The organism is Novosphingobium sp., assembly GCF_030696665.1.
GTDB lineage: Bacteria > Pseudomonadota > Alphaproteobacteria > Sphingomonadales > Sphingomonadaceae > Novosphingobium.
This window is the reverse complement of sequence record NZ_JAUYRV010000028.1, coordinates 122027-147302: the sequence shown is the minus strand read 5'-3', so window position 1 is coordinate 147302 and position 25276 is coordinate 122027. Positions and strand designations below refer to the sequence as shown.

Genomic DNA, 25276 nt, shown 5'->3' with positions numbered 1-25276 from the left:
CCCTGCCCGATCACCCTTCAAGGTGCCGCTTCGTGGAGATATCCGCCGTGGCATAGGCCTCCTGCCGTTGGGCGCACCAGTAGCGCAAAGCGTCAAGCGGGATCTGCACACCGCTCACCGCGCACAGGACATGATCACCGCCCGAAAGCTGGCGGAAGCTGCCGGGGAGGTAGTGAAGGCGCGCAAGGCGGCCGGATTGGGACATCAACATGAGTGCAATGTAGCGCCTCTACGCGCCTAGAACAATTCCTGCTGTCCGGCGCGCGGCGCGGGTGGGCGCGGCTTTGGTAATGGGCGTGCGGGCGGAGGCGCATCGCCGGTGCTGACGTCCAGCGTACCATCACCGAATTTCAGCGTAAGGCTGGGCCGATTGGCAGCGGTGCCGCGATCTTTGACCAACTGGCCCTCGCTATCCGTCACCAGCACATAGCCGCGTTTCAGCGGTGCTTCAGGGTCAAGCGACAGGCGCAACCGGTCCAGCGCGACAACCTTGCCCCGCGCGTGTTCGATGCGCTGGAGCAGCACTTCGGGCCGCAACCGGCGCGCGGCAAGGCGTTCGGCCTCTCGCTCCAGCCGCGCGGTGAGCATGGCCGGGCGCAGCGCTCCGGCATGGCGGGCCAGCAGCGATCCGGCAATTTCGGTGCGATGGAGCAGGGCGCGGCGCAGGCGCTCACCCAGATCGTCAACGCGCTGGGCCTGACCTTGCAGCAGCGCCTGCGGTTGCGGCAGGCGGTCACTGCGGGCAGCCAGCCGCTCCTTGGCCTGCGACAGCTGCCGGGCCAGCGCGCGGCGCTGTCGGGCATTCAGGTCGGCAACGAAGGCCGCGAGTTCGGCCTGCACCGGCACCGCCAGTTCGGCAGCCGCAGTAGGGGTGGGCGCACGCAAGTCTGCGGCGAAATCGCACAGCGTGGTGTCGGTCTCATGCCCCACGGCGCTGATGATCGGGATGGTGCATTCCGCCACGGCGCGGACGACCTCCTCCTCGTTGAAGCACCACAAGTCCTCGATCGAGCCGCCGCCGCGTGCGACGATGACCAGATCAGGGCGGGGTATCTCGCCGCCCTCGGGCAAGGACGAGAAGCCGCGCACCGCGTTGGCGATCTGCGCGCCTGCCCCCTGGCCCTGCACCAAGACAGGCCAAACGACCACGCGCGTGGGGAAACGGTCGGACAAACGGTGCAGAATATCGCGGATCACCGCGCCGGTGGGCGATGTGACCACGCCGATCACGCGCGGAAGGAAAGGCAGGGGCTTCTTGGCAGCCGGGTCGAACAGCCCCTCGGCCTCAAGCCGTGCCTTAAGCTTGGCCAGCAGCGCCAGCAGCGCCCCTTCGCCCGCGATCTCCATGCGATCAATCACGATCTGGTAGTTCGAGCGGCCGGGATAAGTCGTCAGCTTGCCGGTGGCGATCACTTCCACGCCGTCTTCGGGCCGGAAGCCAAGGCGCTGCACATTGCCGCGCCACATCACACCATCCAGCCGCGCGCTCTCGTCCTTGAGGCTGACATAGAGGTGGCCAGATGCTGCGCGTTTGACGCCTGAAAGTTCTCCACGCACGCGCACGAAGCCGAAACGATCCTCAACCGTGCGCTTCAGCAGTGCCGAAATCTCGGAGATGGAAAGCGCCGGAGCGTTGTCGCCAGCCGATTCCCTCGCTACTAGCCCGCCCGAGCCACTTGCATCGTCGTCATCATAAGGCGCGGAAGGGAATGCCATGAATATCCTGCTGCTGGGATCGGGTGGGCGCGAACACGCCCTTGCATGGAAACTGGCCCAATCGCCACTGGCGGGCAAGCTCTATGCGGCCCCCGGCAACCCCGGCATCGCCGATCATGCACAGATCGTTGCGCTGGACCTTACCGATCATGCGGCAGTGGTGACCTTTTGCGAGAGCCATCGCGTTGGGCTGATCGTGGTAGGGCCGGAAGCGCCGCTGGTCGATGGCTTGACGGATTCGCTGCGGGCGGCAGGCTTTTCGGTGTTCGGGCCGAGCCGGGTGGCGGCGCAGCTTGAAGGGTCCAAGGGCTTCACCAAGGATCTGTGTACGCGCGCCAACATCCCGACGGCGGGCTATGTACGGGCGAAGTCATTGGAAGAGGCACGCGCAGCGTTGCAACAATTCGGCGCGCCGGTGGTGATCAAGGCCGATGGGCTGGCGGCGGGCAAGGGCGTTGTCGTGGCGATGAGCATGGCCGAGGCCGAGGCCGCGGTTGACGACATGTTCGACGGTGCGTTCGGGTCTGCCGGCGCGGAAGTGGTAGTCGAGGAATTCCTGACCGGCGAAGAAGCGAGCTTCTTTGCGCTCACCGATGGCGCCACCATTGTGGCGTTCGGTTCGGCGCAGGATCACAAGCGCGTGGGCGATGGCGATACCGGTCCCAACACCGGCGGCATGGGAGCCTACAGCCCGGCGCGCGTGCTGACGCCTGAGCTGGAAGCACTGGCGATTGCCCAGATCGTTGCGCCCACGGTGAAGGCGATGGCGGATGAAGGCATGTCCTATTCAGGCGTGCTCTATGCGGGCCTGATGCTGACCGAACAGGGACCGAAGCTGATCGAATACAACGCGCGCTTCGGCGATCCCGAATGCCAGGTGCTGATGATGCGGCTGGAGAGCGATCTGGTGGAACTGCTGCTGGCCTGCGCCGACAACAAGCTGTCGAGCATCCAGCCTCCACGGTTTTCGGGCGATGTGGCGATGACGGTGGTCATGGCCGCGCAGGGTTATCCCGGCACGCCAAAGAAGGGCGGGCGGATTGACCATATTCCGGCAGCGGAGGCAGGCGGAGCGAAAGTGTTCCACGCAGGCACCACGCTATCGGCGGACGGCGTGCTTTCTGCCAATGGCGGACGCGTGCTGAACGTGACAGCAAAAGGCCCAAGCGTGAAGGCGGCGCGCGATGCAGCCTATGCAGCGGTTGACGCCATCAGCTTCCCCGAAGGCTTCTGCCGCCGTGACATCGGCTGGCGCGAGATTGAGCGCGAAGAAGCCGAGGCTTGAACGTAAGGCCTTGACCGCAGGACGTGCCTGCGGTCAATGTCCGGTCAGACAGCGCAAGACAATGCGCATGACCGGGAGCCTGAACGCATGAACCGTCGCACATTCCTTGGCGCTGCGGGCGCTGCCGCCATCACTGGCGCCGCGATGAAAGTCGCACCGTCCTTCGCGATGGACGGCAAGCGCCGCTTCGGCATCCAGCTGTGGTCCGTCGCGAAGATGCTCAGCACGGACTTTGAGGGCACCATCGCGATGCTTGCGGGCCTCGGTTATCGTGAGCTTGAAACCTACGGGCCGTACACGTTCAGCGATCCGCGCCAGATCGAAGGCTGGAAAAAGACCGCAGAAATGGTCGGCTTTTCGGGCAGCGGCTTCTTCGGGCAAAGCACCGCACAGATCAACGCCGTGTTCGCAGAGCATGACCTGACCGTGCCGTCGATGCACACCGACCTGTTCACGCTGCAAACGCGCATGGGACCGCTGGCAGAAGCCGCACGCGCACTTGGCGCAACCTATGTGACGCTGCCCAGCCTCCCGGCGGACCAGCGCGCCACGGTTGACGATTACAAGCGCGCCGCAGACCTGTTCAACGGCATCGGCGAGGATGCAACCCGCCACGGCGTCCGCTTTGCCTATCACAACCACGGCTATGGTCTGGTGCCGGTGGATGGCAAAGTGCCACTCGACACGCTGCTTGATGCGACCGATCCGGCCCACGTGTTCTTTGAAATGGATACCTACTGGACCACGGCTGGCGGTGCCGATCCCAAGGACTATCTGGCGCGCTACAAGGGGCGCTACCGGATGATGCACCTGAAGGACATGAAGGGGCAGCACCGCTTTGCCGGAGACGGCGGCGCGCCTTCCGACTGGATTTCAATGTTCCCGCACCTCACCTATCTCGGCGATGGCTCGCTCGACATGGCGGGCATCATCGCCGCTGCAAAGGAGTCAGGCGTGGAACACTTCTTCGTTGAGCAGGACCGTGCCGATGACCTGATCGTGGCGATCACCGGCAGCGCCAACTACATGAAGAAGATCGGGTTCGAATGACCGTGAAGCCGGCGCGTCAGATGACGCCCCGGCCCTCCATCTCCGCCAGTTCCGCTTCGCCAAGGCCCAGCAGCTCGCCATAGATCTCGGCATTGTGCTGCCCGACCTTTGACGGGGCCGGGCGGCGGACCGATCCGGGAGTAAGCGAAAGCTTGGGGAAGCTGGACTGCATCTTGAGCGGACCGAAGCGCTCGGTCTCAACCTCAATGATGGCCTCACGCGCCTGAAAGTGCGGGTCTTCCAGCATATCAGGTGCGCGATAGACGCGGCCTGCGGGGATCGAATGTTCGATCATCAACGCGTCGACCTCGTCGATGGTGAGCGTTTTGGTCCAGTTGTTGATCAACACGTCCAGCTCGTCCTGATTCTCGCCGCGTGCAATGTGCGTGGCATAGCGCGGATCATCGCCCAGTTCCTCACGCCCCATCGCACTGGCAAGCCGCTTCCACAGCGAATCCTTGTTCGCGCCGATCATGAACTCGCCGTCCTTGCACGAATAGACGTTCGACGGGGCAATGCCTTTCAGCACCGAGCCTGAGCGTTCGCGGATGAAGCCCGTCCGGTCATATTCGGGGACGAGGCCTTCCATCACCTGCAGCACGGATTCATAAAGCGCAGCGTCGATCACCTGCCCGCGTCCGGTTTGCGCGCGTTCGTGCAGTGCGGCCAGGACGCCCATGCAGCCATAAGTGGCGGTCAGCGTATCGCCGATGGACACGCCCATGCGCGAAGGCGCGCGGTCCGGCTCACCCACGATATAGCGCCAGCCGCCCATCGCTTCGCCAATGCCGCCAAAGCCTGCGCGGTTGGAATAGGGGCCAGTCTGGCCATAGCCCGACATGCGCGCGATGATCAGATCGGGCTTTTCGGCCAGCAGCACATCGGGTCCAAGGCCCCACTTTTCCATCGTGCCGGGCTTGAAATTCTCGATCAGTACATCAGCATGGGCGATCAGCTTCTTCACCAGAGCCTGACCTTCGGCCACGCGCAAGTTGGCGCTGACCGAGCGCTTGTTGCGGGCGATCACTTCCCACTGCACCTTCTCTGCGCCCTGCCCCCAATCGCGCATGGGATCGCCGGTCACAGGAGGCTCCACCTTGATCACATCGGCGCCCATATCGCCCAGCAGCTGTCCGCAGAAGGGTCCGGCCAGAAGCTGGCCCAGTTCAAGGACGCGAATATCGCGCAGGGCACCGGGATTGTGTGCAGTCCCGGGATTTCGTGATGGCATCATCTTCACTCCGCCGCTTCCAATAGCGGCCATTCGGGTTGGATCGGCGCAGGCAGGCCGGTTTCCGCTTCACAATTGGCACGCAGCATTTCTATGCCCGGGCCATAATTGAACAGCGGCAATTCACCGCGAGCCTCGCGCATTTCCGCGCGCAGTGCCTCGCTCGCTTCGATATTGACCACACCGTGGTCATTAGCGATCACGCCATAGGCCCGCGCACCTTGTGCCGTGATCAGCCCCTGCCGGATCTCAAGCCCGACCAGCGCCGGATCGCGCGCCAACGCATCACCCCAGCCACCGCCGCCCCACGTGATGAAGTGCAGCATGTCACCGGCTTCCACCTCAAGGTCTTCCACCTTGTTGCCAACAATGGTCTGCGTGCCATCGGGCTTTTCAAGGATCTTGCGCGCCCGCGCACCTGGCTCGCCGCCGTTGACGCCCCACGGCGGCACGAACCAGCGGTCATCGTGGATCGCGATGGTGCCCTTGGACAGGAAGCGGTAGGTCATGCGAATGCCGTTCCCGCCGCGATGCAGGCCTGCGCCGCCCGAATCCGGCTCACATTCATAACGCTCAATCACCATAGGGAAGTAGCGTTCGAGGAACTCGTTGGGCACGTTGGTAAAGCCCGGCCACAGCGAGTGACCATCCGGCCCATCGCCCATCGGACGCCCCGGAATGCCGCCGAAGCCGATCTGGAACAGCTGGAACCATTCGGCATTCTTGCCCGCGCGTTCGTCATTGCCCGAGTAGAACAGGTGCGGGCTGGACGAAAACCCGGCGGCGTTGAGGAATTCCGGGGTCTTCTGCCCCAGCAATCCGCCCAGAATATCGAAGATACGGCCCAGTGCATGGGTGCGGCCAGATAGCGCGGCAGGGAATTTGGGCTTGAGCAGCGATCCTTCGGGGATGCGCACGTCGATCAGATCATAGAACCCGTCGTTGAACAGGATTTGCGGATCGAAAACCATGATCATGTAGATGCCGAAGAACATCTTGAACATGTTCTCGTTCAGCAGGAAGTTGATCGAGGCGACAGATTGCGGATCGGTGCCTGCAAAGTCGAGGACCACCCGGCCGTCCTCTCGCCACATAGTGCATTTGATCTTGTAAGGGCCAAAGCCCATGCCATCATCGCAGATGTAGTCTTCGAAGCTGACCGGCTCTTCGGCGATGGCCATGCCGATCAGCGCCTTCATCGCGCGGTGGTTGCGCGCCAGCAGTTCCTGCGTGGCCGAGACATAGACGTCATCGCCAAAGCGCTCGGCCATTTCCACCACGCGACGCGCTGCCACGCGGCAGGCGGCGATCAGCGCATTGAGATCGGCCGCGCACCAATCGGGCTTGCGCGTCTGGTGCATGACGAGGCGGATCAGGTCTTCGTTGTATTCGCCCTTCTTCCAGATCTTCACCGGCGGGATACGCACGCCTTCTTCGAAGATCGACCGCGCATTGATCGGCATGGAGCCGACGACTTTGCCGCCGATATCGGACTGGTGGCCGAACATCGAGGTATAGGCGATCAGGCGTCCGTCCTTGAACACCGGCAGCAGCACCAGCCAGTCGTTCGAATGGCTGACCGCGCCGCCGACCGAATAGGGATCGGACAGGAAGATCATGTCGCCGTCTTCAAGCGTGCCCGCATAGTTATCGAGGAAGCCGCCGATGAAGCTGCCGAACTGGCCGACGATCATCTTGCCGGTGTGATCGGCGATCAGGGGGAAAGCATCGCCCTGTTCGCGGATGCCCGGAGACATCGCGGTGCGCACCAGCGTGGCGTCCATTTCGATGCGCGCATTGCGCAGCGCGTTCTCGATGATGTCGAGCGTGACGGGATCGATGGGGATGCGGTTGAAGGGCGTTTCGTTGGTCTGGATGATCTGTGCGGGCATTAGAATGCTCCATCAATTGCTGCCCAACCCCCGTTCGTGTCGAACGAAGGAGGGGGAAGGCCGTTCACTTCAAGTTGATCAGGATGTTGCCGACAGCGTCGACAATGCCGGTGCAGCCGGATTCGATCAGCGTGGTCGAATCCATTTCACAGACAATGGCGGGGCCGGGAATCACGTCTCCGGCGCGCAGCTTGGCGCGGTCATAGATCACCGCAGGCTGCTCGCGGCCGTCCATCCACAGCACGTGGTCGCGCATCTTTGCAGCAATCGGGTTGCCGTCCCCCTTCTCCAGTTCCGCTGCGGGCAGATCAAGCGCACGGCCCATAGCGACCGCGCGCAAGTTCACGATCTCGTGCGGGGTTTCCATGTTGAAAGTGAACAGGCGTTTGTGCTCTGCATCGAAGCGGGCGAGGATTCCGGCAATGCCATCGGCGTTCAGAACGTCGGCAGTGATCGTCAGCGGCACTTCGAAGGCCTGGCCTGCATAACGGACATCGACCTCGAACGCGCTGGTGATTTCATCCTCCGGCACGCCATCTGCCACGAGTTCGGCGCGGGTCTGCGCCGCCATTTCCTCAAGTATCGCGACAAGATCCGCCGCTTCGGTCTGGCTGGCAAGGCGGCTGAATGACCGCGCGGTTTCGGTGCGCATGCGCGTTGTCGCATCGCCCAGCGCGCAAAGCACGCCGGGGCTGACCGGCGAGATTGCAGGCCATGACCCCATAAGCCGCGCCACGGCGTTCACATGAAGCGGACCTGCTCCACCAAAGCCCATCAGCGCAAAGTCACGCGGGTCATAGCCCTGCTGCACCGAAATCATGCGCAGCGCGCCGAACATGTTCTCGTTCACGATATCGATGATCCCGCGCGCTGCAGCCATCAGATCGATGCCCAGTGCATCGGCAATGGTCTGCACGGCCTTCTTGGCACCTTCGCGGTCAAGGTTGAAGGTGCCGCCCAGCAGGTTCTCAGGCAGATAGCCCAGCACCACATTCGCATCGGTCACTGTCGGTAGCGTGCCGCCCTTGCCATAGGCCACTGGCCCCGGCACCGCACCCGCGCTCTGCGGGCCGACGCGCAAGGCGCCGGTCAATTCGGGCACATAGGCGATGGACCCGCCGCCTGCGCCCACGGTCTTCACATCAAGCGCCGAGGCGCGAACCGAAAGATGGCCCACCTCTGTCGTGCGCTGGCGGCGCGCTTCAAGGTTCTCGATCAAGGCAACGTCAGTGGACGTGCCGCCAACGTCGAGCGTCAGGATATTCCTGATGCCCGCATTGCGACCCACCCAGATCGCGCCGGTGACGCCGCCCGCAGGCCCAGACATCAGGATGTTGACCGGATGCTCCTCAGCCTTCTGCGCGCTCATCAGCCCGCCGTCTGAGCGCAGCAGCGAGAGCTTTCCGTTCATTCCCGCATCGGCAAGGCGCGAGCGCAGGTTCGACACATACTTGCTCACGATCGGGCGGACTGCGGCGTTGGCCACGGTGGTCAACGTGCGCTCGTACTCCTGCATTTCGGGCAGGACTTCGTGGCTGAGTGACACGGGCAGGCCCGGCAGGATTTCGGCAGCAAGTTCGCCCACGCGCTTTTCATGCGCGCCGTTGGTATAGGCGTTGATGAGGCTAACGGTGAGAGCTTCCACCCCATTGGCCTTCAGCAGGCCAAGCTGGCTGCGGATGTCAGCATCGTCGATAGGCCGGATTTCCGCGCCGTCAGCGCTCATGCGGCCCTTGATCGTCACTGTATCTTCCATCGCGGCAAGCGGCTGCGGCTTGGGCCAGACAATCCATCCGGCAAGGCCTCCCGGCACAAAGCTGCGCGCGATCTGCATGACGTGGCGATAGCCCTCGGTCGCCACGAGGCCGACCCGTGCGCCTTTGCCTTCCAGCACGGCGTTGGTCGCAACGGTCGTGCCGTGCAGGAAATAGTCAATGTCCCCTGCCCCGATCCCCGCCTTCGCGCAGATCGCGGTGACGCCGTTCAGGATACCCTCCGAGCTGTCGTGCGGCGTTGATGGCGTCTTGTGCCGCCAGAACGCGCTCGATGCCGTGTCGAACAGCAGAAGGTCGGTAAACGTGCCGCCCACATCCACGCCAAGGCGATAACCCATCTGTTGTTACTCCTGAACAGGTTTCGGAAAGGCTGGCGCTTGCGCCACCATTCCGGGAAGTTTGCGGCCCATCACTTCGGCAAGCCAATGGTTGGCTTCGATCAGCGCGGGCAGGTCCATGGCGGTTTCAACCCCGGCGCGGTGGAGCATGTAAACCACGTCTTCGCTAGACACATTGCCCGCCGCACCCGGCGCAAAGGGGCAACCGCCAAGGCCGCCCAGCGCAGCGTCCACCACCGTGGCCCCTGCCTCTATCGCCGCCCAGACATTGGCGATGCCGGTGCCGCGCGTGTTGTGGAAATGGACGCGCACCGGGATGGGACCGATGGCTTCCACCACGCGGCGCACAAGGCGCGACACATGCGCCGGATCAGCCACGCCAATCGTGTCAGCCAGTGCAATTTCGATGGGGTTGGCTTGTGCAAGCGACATAGCCATTGCCACAACGCGGTCTTGGCTGACTTCGCCTTCAAACGGACAGCCAAAGGCCGCGCCGATGGTTGCCTGCCCTTTCACCCCGGCAGCCTTTGCCATCGCGAGGATGGCCTTGGCCGCGACAACTGATTCGTCGCTGGTCTGGCCCTGATTGGCAATCGCAAAGCCATCGGTTGAAACACACACCGCGCCCAGTTCGTGCAGGCGGCCTGTAGCAATGGCCCGCTCCGCTCCGCGCGCATTCAGCACGAGGCCGATGTAGCTCACCCCCTCCACGTCCGGCAGTCCGGCGCACACCTCATCGGCATCGGCCATCTGCGGCACGCGCTTGGGATTGACGAAGCTGGTCACCTCGATCCGCTTTGCACCCGCTGCGATGCTACGCCGGACCAGTTCCAGCTTGTCCGCCGTCCCAATCAACGTCTTCTCGTTCTGCAGCCCGTCACGCGGGCCAACCTCGACGAACGTGATCGCCCGGCGGCTGATTGGCGGGCTCATGGCCGTGCTCGACAAAGGATGTGCGTTCGGTCGGGAATCATGGTTTTCCGTCTCACTTGGTATTCAAAAAAACTCTGCGTTCAATGCCTACACCCCCGAAACATACCCGATAGTGCATGTTTGCAAGTGCCTTGACCCAGATGCTTTGTATACAATAAGCTGCCTGCGTCACAAGCGTGCGTCAAGAGGGGGGCAAAAGCCCAAGCGTGCGCGGAAACCATATCAGGTCGTAACCAGACCAGCGACGTCGAACCATCAGGGAGGTTTGAAAATGCGTGCCAACCGTTTTCTGCTGAATACCGCTGCACTCGGTCTGCTGGCTGCGGCCACGCCGTCTTTTGCGCAGGAATCCGCTCAGGATACCGCCGCCGCTCAGGAAGAGGGCGATGCCATCATCGTCACCGCCCGCCGCCAGAATGAGCGGTTGCAAGATGTGCCGGCCTCCGTCTCGGTCCTCACCGCCAGCGCGTTGCAAAACACCGGCGCCGTCAAGGCCGAGGACTTTACCCAGCTCACCCCCGGCGTCACCATCGTTACCGGCACCGCCGAGGCGGGTGACACCCAGATCAACATTCGCGGCATCAACGGCGCGCGCGATGCCGAAAGCTCGGTTGCGCTGGTCGTTGACGGCATCCTCAAGACCAACACCGCGCAATTGAACCAGCCGCAGGGCACGCTGACGCAGGTCGAAATCCTCAAAGGCCCGCAAGGCGCGCTTTATGGCCGCAACGCCGCAGCCGGTGCCATCGTGCTGCAGACGATGAAGCCCACCGATACGCTGACCGGTGGCTTGCGCGCTTCCTACGCCAACGAGGCGACTTATGAGGCGACCGCGCACATCGCCGGACCGCTGGGCGAGAACGCTGGCTTTGTTCTCTCAGGCTACTACTTCACCACCGACGGTTGGTGGCGCAACACCTTCCTGAACAACACCAAGACGGTCGACGACAAGGAAAACTGGGCCGTCGATGGCCGCGTGATGCTCGGGCAGGGCACGTCGACGCAGCTTGACGTGAAGGCTCGCTATGCCGAGTTCAAGGGCGCCTCGCTGCCGTTCAACGCCGCGTTCCACCTGCCGCTGTTCGGTGGTGCATTCTACGAGGACGTGAACAAGCACCCCTTCAACTTCTACAACAACATCCGCGCCACCAACGACCAGAAGAGCATCGACGCCTCGATCAAGCTGGACCACGAATTCGGCAATGGCATGAAAGTGGCCGCTTGGGCGCTTTATTCCGATACCGACCAAGACCTGGTCGCCGATGGAACGTCGGCAGACTTTGCGCGCTTCATCAGCGCCGCCAACCCCGCCGTTGCCAGTTCGGTGAACAGCTGCTTTGCCAGCACGGCGGCGCTCACCGGCTTCCCGGTCAATCCGCCGGGAGGCATCGGCGCCATCCCGGTGCCGTTCATCTTTGCCCCTGCCAACGGCTCCACCTTCGGTCCTTACAGCCCGACGACCTGCGACGGCACGCAGTACCAGTTGCGCCAGCAGGAAGACATCAGCGCCGAGGTGCGCCTGCTATCCAGCACCGATGGCCCGCTGACTTGGCAACTGGGTGCCTATTACCTGCATATCGACCGTAAGACCGGCGTCAGCCTTGGTGCCGACACCGGGCAAGGCGTGATCAAGCAGCTTTATAACGCGCCCAATTCGGCCAATCCGACCTCGCTGCTTCTGGCCGACAAGTTTAGCACGAATGTCTATGCCGCTTTTGGTTCCACCGAGTGGAAGCCATCGGACCAGTTCACCGCCGGACTTGCGCTGCGCTATGACATCGAGGACCGCGCTGCCAACTCGCTCGTGCCCAATGTGTTGGACCCGTTCACCGGCGGACCGATCAATCCGGGCCTCGCGTTCGGTCCGTTCGTGGCGAAGAACGCCACGTTCAAACAGCTCCAGCCCAAGGTTACGCTCAGCTTCCGGCCGACACCTGACCTGAACATCTATGCCAACTGGGGCATTGGCTTCAAATCGGGCGGTTTCAACAACCAAGGCTCGTCTGCTGTGGTCAACGCCAGCTTCAACGATGGCGTGACACCGGGCACAATCGACGCCGACGTGACGATCAACGACCTTTACCGCAAGGAGCGGTCGAGCGCGTTCGAAGCGGGCGTCAAAGGCGAGCTGTGGGACGGGCGGATCACCTTCGATCTGGCCGGATACTACACCCGAGTCACGGACCTGCAGTTCTTCGAATTCTTTGTCGGAAGCTTTGGCCTGCTGCGCGTGGTATCGAACATCGACCGTGTCGATATCAAGGGTGCGGAGATCAACCTGACGGGCAAGATCGTCGATGGCTGGAAGGTCTTCGGCTCGTTCAACGTCACCGACAGCGAAATCAAGAAGAACGCCTCGCGCCCCTACACCGTTGGCAACAAATCGCCTTACACCGCCGACTGGACGTTGAATCTCGGCTCCGAAATCAACGCACCGCTGACGGATAGCGCCAAGCTGCTGTTCCGCGCCGATTATCGTATCACCGGGCCAACGTGGTTCCATTCGGTGCAGGATCAGGAGCGGCCGACGATCTTTTCGGCTCTGCTGCCGATCTCGGCGCTGGCAGCTCCCGGTTTTGTGGGCAATGCCCGTTATGACGTGGCGCAGCGCGATGCCTTTGGTGTGCTGAATTTGCGCGCGGGGATCAATCTGGAGCGCTATCGCATTGCCGTGTTTGCTGAAAACCTGCTGGACCGCCGCTATATTTCCGAGGCCATTCCGGCGATTGAATTCGGCGGATCGTTCATTACGCCGGGCGCGCGCCGCCTGATCGGGGTTGAAGTGGGCGCAACGTTCTGATGAGAGGACGGGGGAGGGGCGCGGATGCGCGACCCTCCCGATTGATACAGGAGCAGCCGTGTCCAAAGCCTCGCAGGAAGCCTACCGCAAGATTCGCGCTGGGATTCTATCGGGGCACTTTCCCGCAGGGCAGTTCGTTACTGAAGATGAATTCGCGCAGTTATGCGGTCTGTCCCGCACGCCGGTGCGAGAGGCCATCGCAGAACTGGTCAGCGAAATGCTGCTCCAGCGTTCGGACACCAACCGCGTCTTCGTGCCGGTCTGGTCCGATGAGGACGAGGAAGAACTGTTCAGCCTGCGCGCCATGCTGGAAAGCCACTGCGCCGCCCGTGCTGCACGGCTGATCTCGGACGAACAGATCATACAATTGCGCGCGCACTGCGATTTCATCGATCGCGCCATTGCCGACACCGACGGGCCGGACGTTTCGGGCTTTGTCGAAGGCAACCGCCATTTTCACGCGGTCATCCTCGCTGCTGCACAATCCGAACGGCTGGCGCAATTGATGAAGTTTGTGGTCAGCCAGATCGTCGTCCACCGCACGGCAGAACAATATGCCCGCGCGGATATGGAGCAGAGCCAGCGCGACCACCGCGATCTGGTCAGAGCTTTCGAAACCCGCGATGAAGACTGGGCGCGCGCATTGGCCAACACGCACATCCGCCGCGCCGCCAGTGTCTACCGCGCGATGCGGGGATAACCGTCAGCCCGCCAAGACAGGCGGCTTCAGCTGAAACTCTTCCACCGGCATGCCGCCGATCACGTGTTCCTGCAGGATCCGCTCCAGCACCGGCGGGGTGCAAGAGTGATACCACACGTTGTCGGGATAGACGACCGCGACCGGCCCGACGAGGCACACGCGCAGGCAGCCAACCTTGTTGCGCAGCACGCCCTGCGCGCCGCCCAGCTTCAGTTCCCCAAGGCGCTTCTTGAGGTAGTTCCAGGCCTCGTCCCCCACTTCGCGCGGGGCGCACTTGTCCTTGTCCGGCCCGGCGCAAAGCAGGATATGGCGCTGCGGGTTGAAACCGCCCAGCTTGGCCAGCGCGATTTCAGCCTGCAGGATTTCGTCGGGAGTGAAGCTCACTTACCGTCTTTCTTCAACCAGCGCTCCAGCCAGTTGAACGTAGTCTGGTGCCACTGCAACGAGTTCTTGGCCTTGAGCACCCAGTGGTTCTCATCCGGGAAGACCAGCAGTTCGGACGGAATGCCCCGGCGCTGCAATGCGGTGAACGCGGCCAGTCCTTGGGTATAAGGAATGCGGAAGTCCTTCTCGCCGGTGATGACCAGCATCGGCGTCTTCCACTTGGCCACGTGGTTCACCGGGTTCCACTTTTCGAACTCTTCGGGCGCTTCGTAATAGGGGTGCCCGCCATGCTCCCATTCGTCGAACCACAGCTCTTCGGTTTCATAGGCCATCGCGCGGGCATCGAACACGCCGTCATGCTGGACAAGGCACTTGAACCGGTCTGGCCAGACGCCGGCGATCCAGTTCATCATGTAGCCGCCATAAGACGCGCCCGCCGCACAGGCATTGTCGCCATCAATCTGCGCATCGAGCGCAATCGCTGCGGCAAAGCCCTTCTGCAGATCTTCCAACGGCTTGCCACCCCACTGCCGGTTGATCGCATCGGTGAAGGCCTGCCCGTATCCGGTCGATCCGTGGAAATCGATCGAGACGATGGCATAGCCCTGGCTCGCCCAGACGCGCGGGTTCCAGCGGTTTGACCAGCTGTCATTATAAGAACCCTGCGGCCCGCCGTGGACGTAGAGGATTGAGGGCATCTTGCCCTTGATCCAGTTCGGTTTGGTAATCTGGCCCCATACCGTATCGCCGTCCGCGCCTTTGAAGCTGAAGCGCTGCGTGACGACCGGCGCACGGGCAGCGAGCGTCGTGGCTGCAACATCGGTCAGCCGCGCCCCCGCTTTGCCCGGCTTGCCAATATAGAGTTCTGCCGGAGCATCGAGCGAATCGCGCGTGTAGAGCAGGCGACCATCATTCAGCGGCACCACGCCGCCGATGTGCCCTTCCCGCCCCGGATTGAGCACCAGCCGCGTAACCTTGCCGCTCACCGGATCGATGCGGAACGCGGGGTTATCAAGCACATCCTGCGCCGTGGCGATCAGCGCCTTGCCATCGGGCGTCCACGTCAGCGACGCGACCGATCGGTCCCATGCACCGGTCAGTTCGCGCCGGGTGCCGGTCTTCAGATCAATCAGGTTCACCACCAGCCGGTCGGCCTCGTAACCGGGGCGCGCCATTGCGGCATAGGCCAGCCACTTGCCATCGGGCGATGGGGCGGGCGTATTATCTGTGGCCTTGTTTGCGTCAGTCAGGTTGGTCGGCGCGCCGCCATCCAGCTTCGAATGCCAGATGTCGAGATTGGTCGAGGTCGGCTCATTCCGGTCAGCCTGCCGCGCCACGAAGAACAGCGACTGCGAATCTGCCGCCCACGCCACATCCTCGCCGCCGCCAAAGGGCTTGTTCGGGCTGTCTCCAGTGAGTGTCCCCACCGGACCGTCAGCCGCCCTGCCCTCGCCACCAACCTTGCCATCCGCCCCAAGATCGAACGCGAAGACGCGGCTGTAATTGCCCGGTGTTTCCCATGCATCCCAGTGCCGCACAAAGCCCGCGCCGTCCTTGTAGTGCCGCCCGGTGCCGGGACCGGGCAACGCTGTGTTGCCATCGCTCTGGCAGCCGAACATCGAACAGGTGCGCGCGATATCACCCCACACCGCGATGCGCTTTCCGTTGGGGGACAGCTCGAAACCCGCAACTTCGGCCTTGAAAGCCGTAACTTGCGTGGTCACCCCGCTGGCAGGATCGACCTTCCACACTTGCGTGGTCTCAGCCTCGCCCACCTTGCGGTCTGACAGGTAATACAGCGCGCCGTCCGGGCCGAATGCCGGGTCGCTCGCGCTGCCGCCGGTGTCGATGCGGCGCGGTTCACCTTTGCCATCGGCACTACGCACCCACAGCGCAGGCGTGCGCTTGTAACTCACCGGATCGGTGGTGGTGACCACATAGGCGATCAGCTTGCCATCGGACGCAATCGCGCTGCCGCCAAGGCGGTTCAGCGTGACCAGATCCTGCGGAGAGAATGGCGCGGCCTGCTGGGCAACAGCGGGAGCGGCGAATGCGACGGCAAGAATGGCTGCCGCCGAGAACAACGAGTTGGTTTTCATGGAAACCGGATTAGCGCCACAAGCGTGCAGCGCAAACCGCTAATTCACCCGCGTTTCCCGGCAATCCGGGCGATCTCTGCCGAAACCATCTTTTCAACCATCGCAGGCAGGTTCTTGTCCAGCCACTCGGCCAGCATGGGCTTCAACAGTTCGCGCACCAGCCCTTCGAGCGAGGTTTCACCGGAACGAACAATCTGCGGAGCAACACCGGGCTGGGCCAGCATCGACAGCGCCGCCAGCGATTCACGCATCGAAGCAGCCGCAGCATCGGCAACCAGACCGCCGGTATCGGCGTCGTCTTCCTCATCGGTCTCAGTGAGTTCGAGCACTTCTGCGCGGGGCGCAGACCGGGCCAGTTCAGCGCGGGCCAGTTCAACGCGGGCAGGATCAACGCGGGCTTGGTCAGAACGGGCGCGGGTCTGTGCCTCGGCGCGATTATCGCGCGCGATCACCTTCTTGATCGATTCGAGGATTTCCTCGACGGACGGTTCACCGGCCTGACGCATCGAAACTGCTACCCCCACAAACCCTGTTGCACCGATTCCCTCAGGGCCTCGGCGTAGGCTGGATTGTCGCATCCTGTGCAGGCGTGTCAACGGTGCGCGTTGAGACGGCCTTCGGATCAGGGTCACGGTCCCAATCCCAGATACGGCCCCGCACCCGTTCATAGTTGACCTGCGGATCATACAACGCCCCGCCATCAAGGCCGAGATCGTTGGCATCGGCCTTGCCCATCGCCGCCAGCAGGTTGAACCCTGCCACATAGGCATTGCGGCGCGCGGCAACGAGTTGCACTTGCGCGCGCAGCAGTTCCTGTTCGGCATCAAGGATGTTCAGGATGGTGCGGTTGCCTACGGAATTTTCCGCCCGCACGCCTTCAAGGCTGAGCGCGGCAGCATCGACCGCCGTCTGGTTCATCGCGATGATTTCGTTCGCGGCGCGCCATGATGCAAACGACGAGCGCACCGCGGCTATGACCTGACGCTCTACGCCAACTTCCTGTTCAAGCGTTGCGGATTCGCGGGCTTGTGCCTGTCGGGTCTGGGCAGCTGGACCACCGCCTTGAAACAGCGGAACCGAGAGCGTCACGCCGGTTTGCGCCGTGGTATTAGCCTGCCGCAGCACTTCGTTGGTGCCCAGAAAGCTGCCCTTGAATTCCTGACGGCTGCCATTGGCCGAAACCGAAACGGTCGGCTTCTTCGCGGCTTCCGCCACTTTCACGTCAAAAGCCGCAGCTTTGCTTCGTTCGCGCGCGGCAAGAAGATCAGGATTGTTCTCAAGCGAGAAGATGACCGCATCGTCCGGCGTTTCGGGCAGCCCGGGAAGGGGCGGCGGCGGTGCGAGATCGACGGGTGGATTGCCGACCACCTGGATGAAGCGTTCGCGGCTGGACTGCAGGTTTGCTTCGGCCGTGCGCAGATCGCTGCGGGCCAGTGCAAGGCGGGAATTGGACTGGGCGACGTCTGTGCGCGTTACATCGCCGATATCGAACCTGTCGGTGGTGGCCGAAAGGTTCACTGAGAGAACTTCAACATTGTTGCGGTTCAATCCGACGATCGCTCCATCACGAATAACGTCCATGTAGGCCGCAACCACTTCGCTGAACACGCCCGATTCAGTGCCGCGCAAATCCTCTTGCCCTGCTTCGACACGAGTCTTGGCAGCGCGGATCGAATTCTTGACCGACCCGCCCGAATAGACCGGAACCTGCAGGCTGAGATCGACACTGGTCGACCAGTCGGTGATCAGGAACGAGTTGGGGTTGGCCTTGAGTGTGCGATTGTAGCTACCCTGGCCAGACAGGCTTGGCAGGGCACGCGCGCGCGCAATCGGCACGCCCTCATCCGTCGCGCGCTGGGTGGCGCGGGCTGCCTGCAGCGTCGGGTTGGTATTGTAAGCGCTGGTCAGCGCCTCACGCAGGTCATCGGCGAGCGCGGGGGTTGTCGCCAGAGCGGCAGCGCCGGTCACCAGCAGCAGGCGCAGCGCCTTGTATTTTGGCATGAGGCTCAGAAGCTCCACGTCTTCGGCGCGGCAAATTCAGGGAGCACCGCGAAATCGGCATCGCCCAGCGGGGTGGCAATGACTTTGCCCAAGACCTTGCGCGCAATGGCGAGGCGGGTCACGCCGCGATCCACGATCCCGGTAACCACGCGGCCATCGTCGGCCAGCAATGCCGCCAGCGATTCGGGAAGAACCTCAGCCGCGCCATCAATCAGGATCAGCGAGTAGGGGCCACCCTGCGCCACACCCAGCGCGTCGGCGCGGGTCACGCTGCCAGCCAGCTTTTCCGTCAACGCCGCAAGATAACCGTTGGGCGAAAGCACCAGCACGCTATCATCCTGCACCACCCCAGCCGCTTCAAGCATCTGGCCATACGTCAGCGCGGGCGACAGGAACCGGCCTTCGCCCAACGGCACGGCGCGATCCATATAAGACACAGCGCGGCGATCATCGGGCACGAAATCCTCGCGCCGCACACCGTTGAAAGCGGCCAGAATGCCGGGCGCGTTGACGCCGCTGACGCGCAGTTGGCTATCGATCATCGCACGACGCGCAACCTGCATTTCATCCGCAGCCGGGCGGTCTTCAACCACGGTCATTGCAACCCTCATGTTCCAGACGGGAGCCTGACAAGATGTCGGTTCCCACAATTGATCTCTGGCAAGAGCCTGTAGATTATCGACTTGCTGTTTCCAAGGGATTTGCATGTCGATTGTCGACGCGTAAGGGGCGTTCGCAGTTTCTCAGGCATTGGAGGGATTTCCGGATGGCCGAAATGGTGACGATCAAGGAAGCAGACCTGATCGATAGCGTTGCCGATGCGCTGCAATACATCAGCTATTTCCACCCGATGGACTACATCCGCGCGCTGGGTGACGCCTATGAGGCCGAGCAAGGCCCGGCGGCAAAGGACGCCATCGCGCAGATCCTCACCAACAGCCGCATGTGCGCCGAAGGCCACCGTCCGATCTGTCAGGACACCGGCATCGTCAACGTCTTCATCAAGTGGGGGCAGGATTGCCGCCTTGAAAGCGACCTCTCGCTGCAGGACGTGGTCGATGAAGGCGTGCGCCGCGCCTATCTTAACCCGGACAACAAGCTGCGCGCTTCGGTGCTGGCCGATCCCGCCTTCACCCGCCGCAACACGAAGGACAACACGCCCTGCGTGCTCCACGTGGAAATGGTCAAGGGTAACAAGATCGTCGTCGATGTGGCGGCCAAGGGCGGCGGCAGCGAAAACAAGTCCAAGTTCAAGATGATGAATCCCAGCGATTCGATTGCCGACTGGGTGATCGAGATGCTGCCGCAGATGGGCGCTGGCTGGTGCCCGCCGGGCATGCTCGGCATCGGCATCGGCGGCACGGCGGAACATTGCGTGCTGCTGGCCAAGAAGGCGCTGATGGAGCCGATCGACATGGCCCAGCTGAAGCTGCGCGGGGCCCAGACCGATATCGAAAAGCTGCGCATCGAAATCTTCGACAAGGTCAATGCGCTGGGCATCGGCGCGCAGGGCCTCGGCGGGCTTTCGACCATCCTCGACGTGAAGATCATGGACGCGCCGTGCCACGCTGCGGGCAAGCCCGTGGCGATGATCCCCAACTGCGCCGCCACCCGCCACGCACACTTCAGCCTTGACGGGTCCGGGCCGAGCTATCTCGAACGGCCAAAGCTCGACGAATGGCCACAGGTCCATTGGGCACCTGATTCGGCTGCCAAGCGCGTCAATCTCGATACGCTGACGCAGGACGAGGTGCAGGGCTGGAAAGCGGGCGACCGTCTGCTGCTCAATGGCAAGATGCTGACGGGCCGCGATGCCGCGCACAAGCGCATCAAGGACATGCTGGCCAAGGGCGAAGAACTCCCGGTCGATTTCAAGGGCCGCGTGATCTATTACGTCGGCCCGGTCGACCCTGTGCGCGAAGAAGTGGTCGGCCCAGCAGGCCCCACCACCGCCACTCGCATGGACAGCTTCTCTGACCTCATGCTCGACCTCGGCCTGCTTGCCAGTGTAGGCAAGGCAGAGCGCGGCCCCGCTGCGACGCAGTCCATCGCCAATCACAAGAGCGCCTACCTCATGGCGGTCGGCGGCGCGGCCTACCTTGTTGCGCGCGCGATCAAGGAATCGAAAGTCGTCGGGTTCGAAGACCTTGGCATGGAAGCGATCTATGAATTCACGGTTGAGGACATGCCGGTGACCGTGGCCGTCGATAGCGAGGGCGAAAACGTCCACAAGTCCGCGCCATTGGTGTGGAAGAAGAAGATTGCTGAAGAAGGCCTTCTTCCCGCCTAACCTTTCGCTTCGATGAACAGCAAACGCCGCCCGACCACCGTTCTGGTGCGTCGGGCGGTTCGCGTTTAGGCTCCCGCCAATGACGTCGTCGCAAATCGATCCGGGAATCCCGCGCGTACCGGCCCGGCAGGTAGTCCTGTCGGCCGCAGCGCTGTGGCTGTGCTATTTCGTGCTCATCACCGTGCGCGGGCTGGTGGTGGAACTGGGCGACTTTACCGATCTGCTGTGGCGGCGCGGTCTGGTGACGGGCGCGGGGATCATCGTCACCGTCGCCTGCTGGCCCCTGCTCCGCCGCTTCGATGCACGGTCGCTGGTCGTGCGTGGTGGAGCGGCTCTGGTGATCATGCTGCCCGCCGCGCTGGCGCTGGCCGCCGTCAACCAGTGGGCCTTTGCCCCGGTCGAAAAGCGCATGCTCGAAAATCTGGCGCATGAGGAAGACGGCGAAGGTGCGCCGTCTTCTGATGAGGATACGGCGGCTGATGGAAGCAAGGTTCCCTCGGTAAAGATCCGGCGCGACATGGCCGGGAACGTGCTGGTTGATGTGCTCGACGAAGGTTTCGTTCCCCCCGAGCCTCCCCCCGCCCCGCCCGCTCCCGCAGAGCCCCGCGTCTGGCGCGAACCCCCGCCTGCTCCCTCTCCAAAGGCCGCGCCCACACCCGCGTCCGATCCGCTGCTGGACGAGGACGACCTTGCAGAAATCGAGCAGTTCACCGAAGACCGGGCAGAGGCCGCGCTGCGCATCGCCGGAATCGTGCGCAATGCCGATGGCAGCACGGTGATCACCCAACCCGGCATGGTCATTCGGCAATATGCCGATGGCCGCTCCGAATTGCGCACCGGCGGCAAAATCTACCGCGTGGATGGCGATGGGGAAATCGCAAGCGTGCTGGTAGCACCACCAGTCCCGCCTGAACCACCGCAGCCTGCCGCAAGCGCAGTACCTCCCGCGCCGCCCGCCATTTCCGATGCAACGGCACTTCGAGACATTGCCCGCCGCGACGCGCAGATCGCACTCCGTCAGGCCGAAGTCGCGCGCAGGGTCGCGCTGGCACAGGCGCGTGCAGAGGCTGCGCGGCAACGTATTGCACCAGACCCGCGAGAGCCTGATGCGGCATCATCTCCCCGACCAGCGAGATCGCCTGCAGCATCAGCCGCAACGAAGGCTGCGATTGCAAACGCCCCGCCTGTGCCCGCTCCCTCCGCAAGCTTGCCCGCTGCTGAAACCGAAGAACTCGCCACCGCCAGCAAGGTCACCGTGATCCGCAAACTGGTGGAAAAGGAAGGCCTGTGGCGGCAACTCACCGATGTGGCGCTGGGCCGTTATTTCCTCCTGATCGCCTGGGCCGCGCTCTACCTCGCGCTTGGCAATGGCGAACAGTTGCGCGCGGCGGAGTACCGCGAGGGCGAATATCGCCGCGCTGCCAAGGCCGCCGAACTGCGCTCCCTGCGCTATCAGGTGAACCCGCATTTCCTGTTCAACACATTGAATTCCCTGTCAGCTTTGGTCATGGTCGGGCGCGCTGAACAGGCCGAGAAGATGATCCAGTCAATCTCCCGTTTCTATCGCCACAGCCTTGCCGGTGATCCCACCACCGACATGCCGCTGGAAGACGAGATCGCGTTGCAGCGCCACTACCTTGAAATCGAGGCGGTGCGTTTCCCCGAACGGCTGCGCTGCGAATTCGATGTGCCTGACGATCTGATGAGCGCCTGCGTGCCGGGCATGATCCTGCAACCGCTGGTCGAAAACTCGATCAAATACGGCGTCTCCACCACAATCCGCCCGGTCACGATCCGCATTTCCGCGCGCGAGGCGGGCGGTTTTCTGATCCTCACCGTGGCGGACGACGGACCGGGCGAAGGCCTTGCCAGCGGCAGCACCGGCATCGGGCTGGAAAACGTGAAAAGCCGCATGATCGCCCGCTTCGGCGACGAGGCGAAAGTGGAAAGCGGCCCGCTTCCGGCGGGCGGATACGCCACCGTGCTGACCATGCCGGTGGTGCGAAATGAATGCTGATGGGGACGAAATGCGGACGCTGATTGTCGATGACGAACCGCTTGCGGTTGAACGCATGCAGATCCTGTGCGCGCGCATCCCTGCGCTGCAGGTGGTGGGCACCGCCAGCGATGGCGCTGCGGCGCTGCGCCTGATCGCGGCACTGACCCCCGATCTGGTCCTGCTCGACATGACCATGCCCGAAGTCGATGGCCTTGGCGTGGCCCGCGCGCTGGCTGGACAGGCCAACCGCCCCGCCGTGGTCTTCGTGACCGCCCACGATGATTTCGCGGTTGAAGCGTTCGATTGCGACGCGGTGGACTATGTCCTCAAACCCGTGGCGCAGGAGCGGTTGGAGCGCGCAGTCGAACGCGCGCAGGCCCGCCGCGCCGCGCCGCCCGAAACGCCGCTCACCCCGGAAAAACCCGCCAGCGAATGGATCGAGGAATTCTGGGTGCCGCACCGCTCCGAACTGATCCGCGTGGCAGCGAGCGACCTTGAACGCATCGATGCCGAGCGCGATTACGTGCGGCTCCACGTCGGCCATCAGAACGGGCAAGGGCGCAGCTACATGATGCTCCACACCATTGCAGGGCTGGAGGCCCGGCTTGATCCCGAATGTTTCATCCGCCTCCACCGCTCCACCATCGTGCGGCGTGATCGCATCGCCGGGCTGAAGCACGATGGCCTTGGCGTGTGGTCGGCAGAACTGCTGGACGGATCGCTGCAGCGTATCGGCCGGACCTATCTGGCGCGGGTAAAGGCAATGGCGGGACGCTGACTTTCATCCTCCCCGCTAGCGGGGAGGGGGACCGCCCGAAGGGTGGTGGAGGGGGCCATGCCTGAAACGCTGCACTCTGTGGAGAAGCCCCTCCGTCAGCCTGCGGCTGCCACCTCCCCGCCTGCGGGGAGGATGAAGGTCAGGCCTTGTAAAGCGCGTCCACCCGCGCGCCATAACGCTCGCGGATCTTGTGCCGCCGGATCTTCAAGCTCGGCGTCATTTCCTCGTTATCGATGCTGAACGCCTCATCCGCAAAGGCGAACTGGCGGACTTTCTCTATCACCGAAAGCTCCTTGTTCACCCGGTCCACCGCCGCGCGCACTGCGTTGCGGAACGCCGGCAAATCCTGCAAGGCCCTGAAATCAAACGTCTCGCCTTGCGCGCGCGCCCATTCGAGCGCCCACTCGGGATCGGGCACGATCAGGCCAACGATATAGGGCCGCTTGTCGCCGCTCACCATCGCCTGCAAAATCTCGGGCTGCAGCGTCAGCATGCCTTCGATCTTCTGCGGAGAGACATTGTCGCCCTTGTCGTTGACGATCATGTCCTTCTTGCGGTCGGTGATCACAATACGGCCCTTGGAATCCAGATGCCCGATGTCACCGGTATGCAGCCAGCCCGCATTCGGCCCTTCCTTGGGGATGGCGCGGGCAGTCTCGGCCTCATTCTGCCAATAGCCGTGCATCACCAGTTCGCCCCGAACGAGGATTTCACCGTCCTCGGCAATCTTCAACTCAACGCCCTTCATCGGCGGGCCGACCGTGTTCATCCCGATGCCCGCCCTCGGCCGATTGCACGAGATGACCGGCCCTGCCTCGGTCTGGCCATAGCCTTGCAGCATGGTCAGCCCCATCGCGTCGAAGAACACGCCGACATCGGGATTGAGCGGTGCCCCGCCCGAAACCATCGCTTTCATCCGCCCACCGAACCGCGCCTTGATCTTGGGCCGCAGCGTGCGATCAAGGATCAGGCTCATCGGCAGATCAACGATGCGGCCTTTGCCGGCGGCCTTGCGTCCGCCAATGCCCAGCGCGCGGTCCATCAGATAGTTGGCAACCTTACCCTGCTTTTCCACCTGCTTCATGATCCGCGTGCGCAGCACCTCAAACAGGCGCGGCACGACCACCATCAACGTAGGACGCACTTCCTCGATGTTCGAGGCGAGCTTTTCCAGACCTTCCGAATAGTAGATCTGCGCGCCCATGCCGATCGGCAGATATTGCCCGCCCGTATGCTCATAGGCGTGGGACAGCGGCAGGAACGAAAGGAACACTTCCTCACCCCAGCCCAGATCCTCCGCAAGGATGAACGCTGCGCCTTCCACATTGCACAGGATCGAACCGTGGTGCAGGCGCACCCCGCGCGGGCTGCCGCCGGTGCCGCTGGTGTAGATGATGCAGGCCAGATCGTTCCGCCCCACGCCCGCCATACGCGCATCCACCGCGCGCCGCGCCGCCGCGCCATCGCCTTCAGTCAAAGCGGACCAATCATGGAACGCCAGTTTCCCGGCCTGCATCTGCCGCAGCGGCTCCATGCCGATCACGTGCTCCACCCCAGGTGCCGAAAGTGCCGCAGGCAGCAGCGGTTGCGACAGCTTGGCGGTCGATACGATCACCGCCCGCGCGCCAGAATTCTCCAGAATGTGCAGGTGATCCCGCTCGGTATTGGTGATGTAGGTCGGCACAGTGACCAGCCCTGCCGCCATGATCGCATGGTCGGCAATGCACCATTCGGGCCGGTTTTCGGATACCAGCGCCACACGGTCACCGGGGTTCAGCCCCAGCATGCGCAACGATTCGGCCAGCACGCAAACCTGCCGTGCCGCCTCGGCCCAGCTGATTGAAGCCCAAGCACCCTGCTTTTTGGCCCACAGGAACGGGCTGTCACCGCGATGCCCTGCGCGGTCGAGGAACATTGCAACAAGATTGGGAAAGCCTGCGAAATCGGAAAGCTGCACGTCTGGTTCCTCGGCCCATTTGCGTTTCGGGCGACCGTTGCTGGCCGC

At 63.1% G+C, this 25276-nt stretch carries 19 protein-coding genes; 7 read left to right on the top strand and 12 right to left on the bottom strand.

The window, feature by feature from the left end; translation table 11 throughout:
• Positions 1–10: 10 nt before the first annotated feature.
• Both Q8R81_RS07350 and xseA read right to left on the bottom strand, forming a co-directional pair.
• A complete protein-coding gene (locus Q8R81_RS07350; protein WP_305616774.1) occupies positions 11–211 on the bottom strand; it encodes a DUF2093 domain-containing protein in 201 nt (66 codons plus the stop codon).
• Positions 212–237: 26 nt separating this feature from the next.
• Positions 238–1716: an exodeoxyribonuclease VII large subunit gene (gene xseA, locus Q8R81_RS07345; protein WP_305616773.1), complete on the bottom strand. Its 1479-nt coding sequence runs from the start codon at positions 1714–1716 to the stop codon at positions 238–240.
• Between xseA and purD the strand changes: the two genes are divergently transcribed.
• Positions 1715–3001 carry a phosphoribosylamine--glycine ligase gene (gene purD, locus Q8R81_RS07340; protein WP_305616772.1) on the top strand — a complete coding sequence of 429 codons (1287 nt, stop codon included), beginning with the start codon at positions 1715–1717 and terminating at the stop codon, positions 2999–3001. The genes xseA and purD overlap by 2 nt on opposite strands.
• Before the next feature lie 36 nt (positions 3002–3037).
• On the top strand, positions 3038–4051 hold the full coding sequence (locus tag Q8R81_RS07335; protein WP_305616771.1) for a sugar phosphate isomerase/epimerase: 1014 nt from the start codon (positions 3038–3040) through the stop codon (positions 4049–4051).
• A gap of 16 nt (positions 4052–4067) precedes the next feature.
• Here the strand turns inward: Q8R81_RS07335 and Q8R81_RS07330 are convergent, their stop codons facing one another.
• From Q8R81_RS07330 to Q8R81_RS07315, 4 genes are all read right to left on the bottom strand, one after another.
• Positions 4068–5282, bottom strand: a complete 1215-nt coding sequence (locus tag Q8R81_RS07330; RefSeq protein WP_305616770.1) for a CaiB/BaiF CoA-transferase family protein — start codon at positions 5280–5282, stop codon at positions 4068–4070.
• A 5-nt stretch (positions 5283–5287) separates the two neighbouring features.
• Positions 5288–7174, bottom strand: coding sequence for a hydantoinase B/oxoprolinase family protein (locus tag Q8R81_RS07325; protein WP_305616769.1), 1887 nt, complete (start codon positions 7172–7174; stop codon positions 5288–5290).
• 64 nt (positions 7175–7238) lie between these two features.
• The gene (locus tag Q8R81_RS07320; RefSeq protein WP_305616768.1) at positions 7239–9287 is read right to left on the bottom strand and encodes a hydantoinase/oxoprolinase family protein; all 2049 of its coding nucleotides are present in this window, start codon (positions 9285–9287) and stop codon (positions 7239–7241) included.
• A gap of 6 nt (positions 9288–9293) precedes the next feature.
• Positions 9294–10220, bottom strand: a complete 927-nt coding sequence (locus tag Q8R81_RS07315) for a hydroxymethylglutaryl-CoA lyase (protein ID WP_305616767.1) — start codon at positions 10218–10220, stop codon at positions 9294–9296.
• A gap of 271 nt (positions 10221–10491) precedes the next feature.
• Here Q8R81_RS07315 and Q8R81_RS07310 point away from each other — a divergent pair, with 271 nt between their 5' ends.
• Together Q8R81_RS07310 and Q8R81_RS07305 are read left to right on the top strand one after the other, a co-directional pair.
• Positions 10492–13020: a TonB-dependent receptor gene (locus Q8R81_RS07310; RefSeq protein WP_305616766.1), complete on the top strand. Its 2529-nt coding sequence runs from the start codon at positions 10492–10494 to the stop codon at positions 13018–13020.
• Positions 13021–13078: 58 nt separating this feature from the next.
• On the top strand, positions 13079–13720 hold the full coding sequence (locus tag Q8R81_RS07305; protein WP_305616765.1) for a GntR family transcriptional regulator: 642 nt from the start codon (positions 13079–13081) through the stop codon (positions 13718–13720).
• 3 nt (positions 13721–13723) lie between these two features.
• Here Q8R81_RS07305 and Q8R81_RS07300 read toward each other — a convergent pair whose 3' ends face one another.
• The 5 genes from Q8R81_RS07300 to Q8R81_RS07280 are packed head-to-tail and all read right to left on the bottom strand — an operon-like array spanning position 13724 to position 18803.
• Positions 13724–14104, bottom strand: coding sequence for a ferredoxin (locus Q8R81_RS07300; RefSeq protein ID WP_305616764.1), 381 nt, complete (start codon positions 14102–14104; stop codon positions 13724–13726).
• Positions 14101–16203, bottom strand: coding sequence for a S9 family peptidase (locus Q8R81_RS07295; protein ID WP_305616763.1), 2103 nt, complete (start codon positions 16201–16203; stop codon positions 14101–14103). The genes Q8R81_RS07300 and Q8R81_RS07295 overlap by 4 nt, the downstream gene beginning before the upstream one ends.
• A 44-nt stretch (positions 16204–16247) precedes the next feature.
• Positions 16248–16709 carry a DUF2497 domain-containing protein gene (locus Q8R81_RS07290; RefSeq protein WP_305616762.1) on the bottom strand — a complete coding sequence of 154 codons (462 nt, stop codon included), beginning with the start codon at positions 16707–16709 and terminating at the stop codon, positions 16248–16250.
• Positions 16710–16749: 40 nt separating this feature from the next.
• Positions 16750–18204 carry a TolC family outer membrane protein gene (locus tag Q8R81_RS07285; protein ID WP_305616761.1) on the bottom strand — a complete coding sequence of 485 codons (1455 nt, stop codon included), beginning with the start codon at positions 18202–18204 and terminating at the stop codon, positions 16750–16752.
• A gap of 5 nt (positions 18205–18209) precedes the next feature.
• Positions 18210–18803 (bottom strand): protein-L-isoaspartate O-methyltransferase, encoded by a 594-nt coding sequence (locus Q8R81_RS07280; RefSeq protein WP_305616760.1) that lies wholly within the window; start codon positions 18801–18803, stop codon positions 18210–18212.
• Between the two features lie 167 nt (positions 18804–18970).
• Between Q8R81_RS07280 and Q8R81_RS07275 the strand changes: the two genes are divergently transcribed.
• The 3 genes from Q8R81_RS07275 (at position 18971) to Q8R81_RS07265 (ending at position 23271) form a co-directional block, all read left to right on the top strand.
• Positions 18971–20494, top strand: a complete 1524-nt coding sequence (locus Q8R81_RS07275) for a fumarate hydratase (protein WP_305616759.1) — start codon at positions 18971–18973, stop codon at positions 20492–20494.
• A gap of 79 nt (positions 20495–20573) precedes the next feature.
• Positions 20574–22511 (top strand): sensor histidine kinase, encoded by a 1938-nt coding sequence (locus Q8R81_RS18385; RefSeq protein WP_371135324.1) that lies wholly within the window; start codon positions 20574–20576, stop codon positions 22509–22511.
• Between the two features lie 10 nt (positions 22512–22521).
• Complete coding sequence (locus tag Q8R81_RS07265; RefSeq protein WP_305616758.1) at positions 22522–23271, top strand: LytTR family DNA-binding domain-containing protein; 750 nt, start codon at positions 22522–22524, stop codon at positions 23269–23271.
• Between the two features lie 139 nt (positions 23272–23410).
• Here Q8R81_RS07265 and Q8R81_RS07260 read toward each other — a convergent pair whose 3' ends face one another.
• The gene (locus Q8R81_RS07260; RefSeq protein WP_305616757.1) at positions 23411–25228 is read right to left on the bottom strand and encodes a long-chain fatty acid--CoA ligase; all 1818 of its coding nucleotides are present in this window, start codon (positions 25226–25228) and stop codon (positions 23411–23413) included.
• Positions 25229–25276 lie beyond the last annotated feature (48 nt).